Source organism: Chryseosolibacter histidinae, from assembly GCF_018598225.1.
In the GTDB taxonomy this organism is placed as follows: domain Bacteria; phylum Bacteroidota; class Bacteroidia; order Cytophagales; family Cyclobacteriaceae; genus Chryseosolibacter; species Chryseosolibacter histidini.
Window position 1 is genome coordinate 1 of the sequence record NZ_JAHESF010000097.1, and the last position, 686, is coordinate 686.

A 686-nucleotide genomic window follows, 5' to 3' on the forward strand; every position below is an offset into this window, starting at 1 on the left:
CCGGCTATCTGCTTCATTTTATCGGCCAGGTCGTCGGCGTCTTTCATCTTGCACAGCAGCCCGTTGTAGTTGTGCACAACCACATGGTTACAACCCGGAACGTCAGTAGCCACGATCGGCTTGCTTGAGCTGGCGGCTTCCAGCAACGTGCGGGGTGTACCTTCGCGGTACGAGGGAAGCACAACACAATCGGCCTTATTGATGAACTGGCGAACGTCGTTGGTGGTGCCCAGGTATTCCACGATCTTATCGTCTACCCAGCCGTCTATAACTTCTGTCTGGATGCCACGCTTGTGCAGCGGATCTTTGGCGCCCAGAATCTGGAAGTGAGCATCGAGTCCGCCCTGTCTTAATTTTTTAATGGCCTCGATGTATTCCATCACCCCTTTATCGGTGATCAGTCTCGAGATGAGCAGGAAGGTGAATTTTTCGTTGCGTTTGAAGGCTACCGGCTCGAACCTCTTCAGGTCGATACCCGAGCCAGGAATAACTTCTGTCACCTGCTGCGCTACGATCTTCTTGTTGATGAACAGTTTCTGGTCGTCAGCATTCTGGAAGAACACTTTAGAGGCGAACCGGAAACTGATCTTGTAAAGGAATATGGCAATGGCCGAAACCAGGTTCTTCTTCAGGAAGGCTGTTCCAAGTCCGCATACGTTGTTGATCACCGGGATGCGCAGCATGGC

General features: G+C 52.0%; 1 protein-coding gene. It reads right to left on the minus strand.

The genetic code is table 11. From position 1 onward, the window contains the following. Nucleotides 1–686: glycosyltransferase family 4 protein (locus tag KK083_RS32330; protein ID WP_254170299.1), on the minus strand; the 686-nt coding region annotated here is incomplete at both ends.